Source organism: Kineococcus indalonis, assembly GCF_009906395.1.
Classification (GTDB): Bacteria; Actinomycetota; Actinomycetes; order Actinomycetales; family Kineococcaceae; genus Kineococcus; species Kineococcus indalonis.
In genome coordinates, this window is record NZ_JAAALM010000209.1 from 1 (window position 1) to 6,470 (window position 6,470).

A 6,470-nucleotide genomic window follows, 5' to 3' on the forward strand; every position below is an offset into this window, starting at 1 on the left:
GTCCTGCTCTCCGGCGGCGGCGGCTACCTCGCCGGCGTCGCCGCCCCGGCGCCGGCGGCCGGCGCGCTCGGGCGCGCGCTGGCCGAGGGCGCCGCCGCGCGCGGCACCCGGCTGGAGCTGGCGGACCTGCCCGACGACGCCACCACCCGGGCCCTGGCCGCCGGCGCCGGCGCCGCGGTGGAGCCGCTGGCGCCCGTGCCGCTGCTGCACCGCCCGCAGCAGGGCGAGCCCGTCGACCTGCTCAGCCACGGCATGCGCAAGAACCTGCGCAAGGCGCGCAACCGCATCGCCACCGACGGGGTGACGGCGCGGGTGTCGTTCACCTCCGGCTCCGCCGAGCTGGAGGAGCTGCTGCCCGAGCTGGAGCAGGCGTACCGCGACCGGGACGACGCGCACGGGCTGCGCTGCGCCCTGGACACCCCCGCCGGCCGGGACGCCTGGCTGGCGCGGGCGCGGGAGCTGACCGCCGCCGGCGCCCTGGAGGTCGCCGCCCTGCACCTGGACGGGGTGCTGGCCGCGTACGTCCTGGGCCTGCGCGACGGCGGCCGCTACGGCGTGCTGGAGGGCCGCTTCCGCACCCGGTTCGCCCGCTACGCCCCCGGGCGGCTGGTGGAGTTCTGCGTGCTGGAGCGGGCGCTGCGCAGCGACGGCGTGCAGGCCCTGGACTGGATGACCGGCGTGGCCCCGGAGACGCTGCTGGCCGCCGACGGCGCGGACGCCCGCGTCGCCGTGCGCACCCGGCCCGCCTGAGCACGCCTGAGCGCCCCCGAGCGCCCCCGGGCACCGCCCGGGGGCGCTCAGGCCGCCGCCGCCCTGCCCGCCACGAACGAGGCCCACAGCTGCGCGTAGCGCCCGCCGCGCGCCAGCAGCTGCTCGTGGGTGCCCTGCTCGACCGGGCGGCCGTGGTCGAGGACCACGATGCGGTCCGCGCGCGCGGCGGTGCTGAGGCGGTGCGCCACCACCAGGGTGGTGCGCCGGCTGGCCAGGGCGTCGCTGGCCGCGGCGATGGCCGCCTCGGCCGCGGGGTCCAGCGCGGCGGTGGCCTCGTCCAGCAGCAGCACGTCCGGGTCGACCAGCTGGGCGCGGGCCAGGGCCACGAGCTGGCGCTGGCCGGTGGACAGGTTCCGGCCGCGCTCGCCGACGCGGGAGGCGTACCCGCCCGGCAGGGCGGCGATCACCTCGTCGGCGCCCACGGCCCGCGCCGCGGCGCGCACCTGCTCCTCGGTGGCGTCGGGGCGTGCGTAGGCGATCGCCTGCGCGACGGTGCCGTCGAAGAGGTGCGCCTCCTGCGGCACCACGCCCAGGCGCTGGCGGAAGCCCTCCAGGTCCAGCTCGCGCAGGTCGGTGCCGTCCACGAGGACGCGCCCGGCGGTGGGGTCGTGGAAGCGGGCGGCGAGCTTGACGACGGTGGACTTGCCGGCGCCGGTCTCCCCCACCAGCGCCACCGTCTCCCCCGCGCGCACGTGCAGGTCCAGGCCGGACAGGGCGGGCGTCGACGAGCCCGGGTAGGAGAACCCCGCGCCCTCGAAGCGCAGCTCCCCGCGCAGGCGCCCCACCGGTCGCGGGTGCGCGGGCACCGGCACGCTCGTCGGGGTGCGCAGCAGGTCGCCCAGGCGCCGCAGGCCCACCGCGGCCTGCTGGTACTGGTCGAAGACCTGCGAGAGCTGCTGCACGGGGGCGAAGAACAGGTCCACGTACAGCAGGAACGCCACGAGCACGCCCAGGCTGACGCGGCCCTCGCGCACCAGGTGCGCGCCGGCGACGAGCACCAGCGCGGCGGTGGCCTCGTTGAGGAACTGCACGAACGGGAAGTACGTGGCGATGCAGCGCTGGGCGCGCAGCCGCGCGTCGCGGTAGGCCAGGCCCTCGCGGTGGAAGGCGGCGGCGTCCTGCGCCGCGCGGTCGAAGGCCTGCGTGACGCGCACGCCCGCCACCGACTCCTGGAAGTGCACGTTCACGGCGCTGACGCGCTCGCGGGACTCGGTGTACGCCGGTCTCGAGCGCGCCCGGAACAGCAGCGTGGCCGCCACCAGGACCGGCACCACGGCCACCACCACCAGCGCCAGCTCGGCGTCCAGCAGCAGCATCGCCGCGAACACCCCGGCGAGGGAGAACAGGCTCACCAGCGCCTGCGCCAGACCGGTCTGCAGGAACGTCGACAGCGCGTCGACGTCGGTGGTCATCCGGGTCATGATCCGCCCGGCCTGCTCGCGCTCGTAGAAGTCCAGGCCCAGGCGCTGCAGCTGCGCGAACGTCTTCAGCCGCAGCGAGAACAGCAGCCGCTCCCCGGTGCGGCCCGCGACGCGGGTCTGCCCCACCACCACCAGCCAGCCGGCCGCGACGACGGCGGCGGCCACCGCCGACAGCAGCAGCAGGGCGCGCAGGTCGCCGCCGGCGACGCCGGTGTCCAGGCCGTGGCGCACCAGCTGCGGCAGGGCCAGCTGCGCGAGGGCGTCGCCGGCCACGAGCAGCGCGCCGGCCAGCAGGGCCGGGCGGAAGGGGCGCACCAGGGAGCGCAGGCCGAAGGCCGGGTCGGGCGCCTCGGCGGCGGCCACGTCGACGTCGGGCGCGTCGGTGGCCGGGGGCAGCGCCTCGATGCGCCGCAGCAGCTCCGGGGGCACCGGGAGGCCGGCGTCCGCGGCGGCGGCCGGGCGCCCGCCGGCGCGCGGGCTCACAGCCCCTCCCGCAGGCGCGCGGTCTCCTCCTCCACCACGGCGGCCACGTCCAGCTTGGTGAACACCGGCTTCGGCGGGGCCACCGGCGTGCCGGGCACCACGGGGTGCGGGGCCCACTGCGGCAGCGTCTCCCCGCGGCGGTAGTCGCCGGTGAGCACCGGGTAGGAGCGGGAGGCGTCGTCGAGGTCGGTGACCTCGCGCAGCTGCGGCAGCGGCGAGACGGTGCCGGTGCCGCCCAGGGCCTCGTGCACGGCCTGCGCCGAGTGCGGCAGGAACGGCGAGAGCAGCGTGCGGCAGTCCGAGACCGCCTGGGCGGTCACGTGCAGCACCGAGCGCATCCGCTCGGGGTCGGACTCCTTGATCTTCCAGGGCTCCTGCTCGGTGAGGTACTTGTTCACCTCGCCCACCACGCGCATCGCCTCGGCGATCCCGGCGCGCTGGCGGTGCGCCTCGATCAGGCCCCCGACGGTGCCGAACCCGGCGGAGGTGGTCTGCAGCAGGGCCCGGTCGGCGTCGGTGAGCTCGCCGCGCCCGGGGATCGAGCCGACGTTCCTGGCGATGAGGCTGGCGGTGCGGTTGACGAGGTTGCCCCAGCCGGCGACGAGCTCGGAGTTGGTGCGGGTGGCGAACTCCTGCCAGGTGAAGTCGGCGTCGTTGTTCTCCGGCCCGGCGGCGGAGATGAAGTAGCGCAGCGCGTCCGGCTGGTAGCGCGCCAGCACGTCGCGCACGTAGATCACCACGCCGCGGCTGGAGGAGAACTGCTTGCCCTCCATGGTGAGGAACTCGCTGGCCACGACCTCGCTGGGCAGCTGCAGGTCGCCGTAGGGGCCCGGCTCACCGCCCTTGGCGCCGCGCCCGTCGTAGGCCAGCAGCTCGGCCGGCCAGATCTGGGAGTGGAAGGTGATGTTGTCCTTGCCCATGAAGTAGCACGAGCGCGCCGACGGGTCGGTCCACCAGGCGCGCCAGGCGTCCTCGTCGCCGGAGCGGCGGGCCCACTCCACCGAGGCCGACAGGTACCCGACGACGGCGTCGAACCACACGTACAGCCGCTTGGCGGGGTTGTCCTCCCAGCCGGGCAGCGGCACCGGGATGCCCCAGTCGATGTCGCGGGTCATGGCCCGCGGCTTGAGGTCCTCCAGCAGGTTCTGGGAGAACTTCAGCACGTTGGGCCGCCAGCTGCCCGTCTCCGCGCGCCCCTGCAGCCAGGAGCCCAGCGCGTCGGCCAGCGCCGGCAGGTCCAGGTAGAAGTGCTCGGTCTCCACGAAGACCGGCGTCTCGCCGTTGATGCGGCTGCGCGGGTCCTTCAGCTCGATGGCGTCCAGCTGGTTGCCGCAGTTGTCGCACTGGTCGCCGCGGGCGCCGTCGAAGCCGCAGATGGGGCAGGTGCCCTCCACGTAGCGGTCCGGCAGGGTGCGGCCGGTGGACGGGGAGATGGCGCCCATGCCCTTCTTGGCCACCATGTACCCGTTGCGGTGCACCGTGCGGAACAGCTCCTGCACCACGGCGTGGTGGTTGCGCGTGGTGGTGCGGGTGAACAGGTCGTAGGACAGGCCCAGGGCGTGCAGGTCCTCGGCGATGACGCGGTTGTAGCGGTCGGCCAGCTCCTGCGGGCCGACCCCCTCCTGCTCGGCCTGCACGAGGATCGGCGTGCCGTGCTCGTCGGTGCCCGAGACCATGAGGACGTCGTGACCCGCCATCCGCATGTACCGGCTGAACACGTCGGAGGGGACGCCGAAGCCGGCGACGTGGCCGATGTGGCGGGGGCCGTTGGCGTAGGGCCAGGCCACCGCGGACAGGACGTGGGTCATGGCCCGATCCTAGGGCGCCCGCCCCCGGTCGACGCTCGTGATCACCGCCGGGGCGCTGCGCGGCGGGCGGGCCGCTCGCCGGGCACGTGTCGCACCCTGGTCGTAGCGTCGGGGTCGTGAGCGAGAACACCAGCGGGAACACCGCCCCGGACCCCACCCAGAACGCCGAGAAGGACCCCGAGACCTGGGTCACCGGCGACGAGCCGATGACCGGCCCGCAGAGGAGCTACCTGGAGACCCTGGCCCGCGAGGCCGGGCGTGAGCTGCCCGAGGACCTCACCAAGGCCAAGGCCTCCGAGCTCATCGACGAGCTGCAGCAGCAGACCGGCCGCGGCCAGTAGCCCGCGGTGCCCGCGGTGCCCGTGGAGCCGGGGGCCGGCGCCCGGCTGGCCTCGGTCACGGTCGACGCCGCCGACCCGCCGGCGCTGGCGCGCTGGTGGGCGCGGGCGCTGGACTGGCGGCTGGGCTACGCCGACGCCGGCGAGGTGGACGTCGACCCGCCCGGGGGCGAGCCGGGCGTGCCGCTGGTGTTCGTGCCGGTGCGCGAGCCCAAGCGCGCCCCCAACCGGGTCCACCTGGACCTGGACACCTCCTCCCCCGCCGAGCAGCGCCGGACCGTGCAGCTCCTCCTGGAGCAGGGCGCCCGGCGCGTCGACGTCGGGCAGGGCGAGGTGCCGTGGGTGGTGCTCGCCGACCCGGAGGGCAACGAGCTGTGCGTGCTGGACCCGCGCCCGCAGTACGAGGGCTGCGGGCGCGTGGCGGCGGTCGTGGTGCAGGCGCTGCGCCCGGCGGCGCTGGCCGCCTTCTGGCAGCCGCTGACCGGCTGGGACCTGGTGCGCTCGGACCCGGCGGCCGCCGCGCTGCGCGCGGGCCGCAGCGGCCCCTACCTGGAGTTCGTGCGCACCGGCACCCCGCACGCGGTGAAGAACCGCTGGCACCTGGACGTGCGCCCCACCTCCCCGCCGCCGGGGCAGGACCGGGTCGTGCGCGCGGCCCGCGCGGCCGGTGCGCGCCCGGTGGACGTGGGTCAGCACCCGCGCGTCAGCTGGGTCGTGCTGGCCGACCCGGAGGGCAACGAGTTCTGCGTGCTGTCCGGGCGCGGGGCCTGAGGGCGCCCGGCCCGGGACGGGAGGGCGCCCCTCAGGGCACCAGCAGCAGCTTGCCGGTGGTGCGCCGGCCCTGCAGGTCCTCGTGCGCGGCGCGCGCCCGCTCCAGCGGGTGGGTGCCGCCCACGCGCACGTCCAGGCGGCCCTGCGCCACCCAGCCGAACAGCTCGTCGGTGCGCGCCAGCAGCTCGGCGCGGTCCTGCGTGTAGGAGCTCAGGGTCGGGCGCGTCAGGAAGAGCGAGCCGGCGGCGTTGAGGCGCTGCACGTCGAAGGGTGGCACGGGGCCGGAGGAGGCGCCGTGCACGACCAGCGTGCCGCGCGGGCGCAGGGCGCTGAGGGAGTCCTCGAAGGTGTCCCGGCCCACGCCGTCGTAGACCACGTCGACGCCGCGGCCGCCGGTGAGCTCGCGGGCGCGGCGGGCGGCGTCGGCGTAGCCGACGACCTCCTCGGCCCCGGCCGCGCGCGCCAGCTCCGCCTTCTGCGGGGTGGAGGTGGTCGCCAGCACGCGCCCGCCGCGCAGCCGCACCACCTGCGTGAGCAGCAGCCCCACCCCGCCGGCGGCGGCGTGCACCAGGGCCCAGGTGCCCGCGGTGACGCGGTGGGTGTCGGTGGCCAGGTAGTGCGCGGTCAGCCCCTGCAGCAGCACGGCGGCGGCGGTGCGCGCGTCGACGCCGGCGGGCACGGGCACCAGCTCGCCGGCGTCGACGACGACGCGCTCGGCGTAGCTGCCGGGCGCCTCCTTCCAGGCCACCAGCGTGCCCGGCGCGAAGCCCTCCACGCCCTCCCCGGCGCGCACCACGCGCCCGGCGCCCTCGCCGCCGAGCACGGCGGGCAGCTGCAGGGGGTACGCGCCGCTGCGGCGGTAGGTGTCGACGTAGTTC

General features: G+C 76.6%; 5 protein-coding genes and 1 pseudogene. 3 read left to right on the forward strand and 3 right to left on the reverse strand.

Features of this window, described 5'->3' with window-relative positions:
• Window positions 1-750, forward strand: a 750-nt coding sequence (locus tag GTR00_RS11465; RefSeq protein WP_166611755.1) for a GNAT family N-acetyltransferase, incomplete at its 5' end; no start/stop codon positions are given.
• A gap of 47 nt (window positions 751-797) precedes the next feature.
• Here GTR00_RS11465 and GTR00_RS11470 read toward each other — a convergent pair.
• Window positions 798-2,714 (reverse strand): annotated as a pseudogene (locus tag GTR00_RS11470) (ABC transporter ATP-binding protein); the annotation flags it as partial.
• Window positions 2,672-4,483, reverse strand: coding sequence for a methionine--tRNA ligase (metG, locus tag GTR00_RS11475; protein ID WP_166611756.1), 1,812 nt, complete (start codon window positions 4,481-4,483; stop codon window positions 2,672-2,674). The pseudogene GTR00_RS11470 and the gene metG, both read right to left, overlap by 43 nt.
• Before the next feature lie 116 nt (window positions 4,484-4,599).
• Between metG and GTR00_RS22980 the strand changes: the two genes are divergently transcribed.
• A complete protein-coding gene (locus GTR00_RS22980; RefSeq protein ID WP_166611757.1) occupies window positions 4,600-4,824 on the forward strand; it encodes a DUF3072 domain-containing protein in 225 nt (74 codons plus the stop codon).
• Between the two features lie 6 nt (window positions 4,825-4,830).
• Window positions 4,831-5,592, forward strand: a complete 762-nt coding sequence (locus GTR00_RS11485; protein ID WP_205705584.1) for a VOC family protein — start codon at window positions 4,831-4,833, stop codon at window positions 5,590-5,592.
• Window positions 5,593-5,623: 31 nt separating this feature from the next.
• Here GTR00_RS11485 and GTR00_RS11490 read toward each other — a convergent pair.
• On the reverse strand, window positions 5,624-6,470 hold an 847-nt coding region (locus GTR00_RS11490; RefSeq protein WP_166611758.1), incomplete at its 5' end, for a quinone oxidoreductase family protein.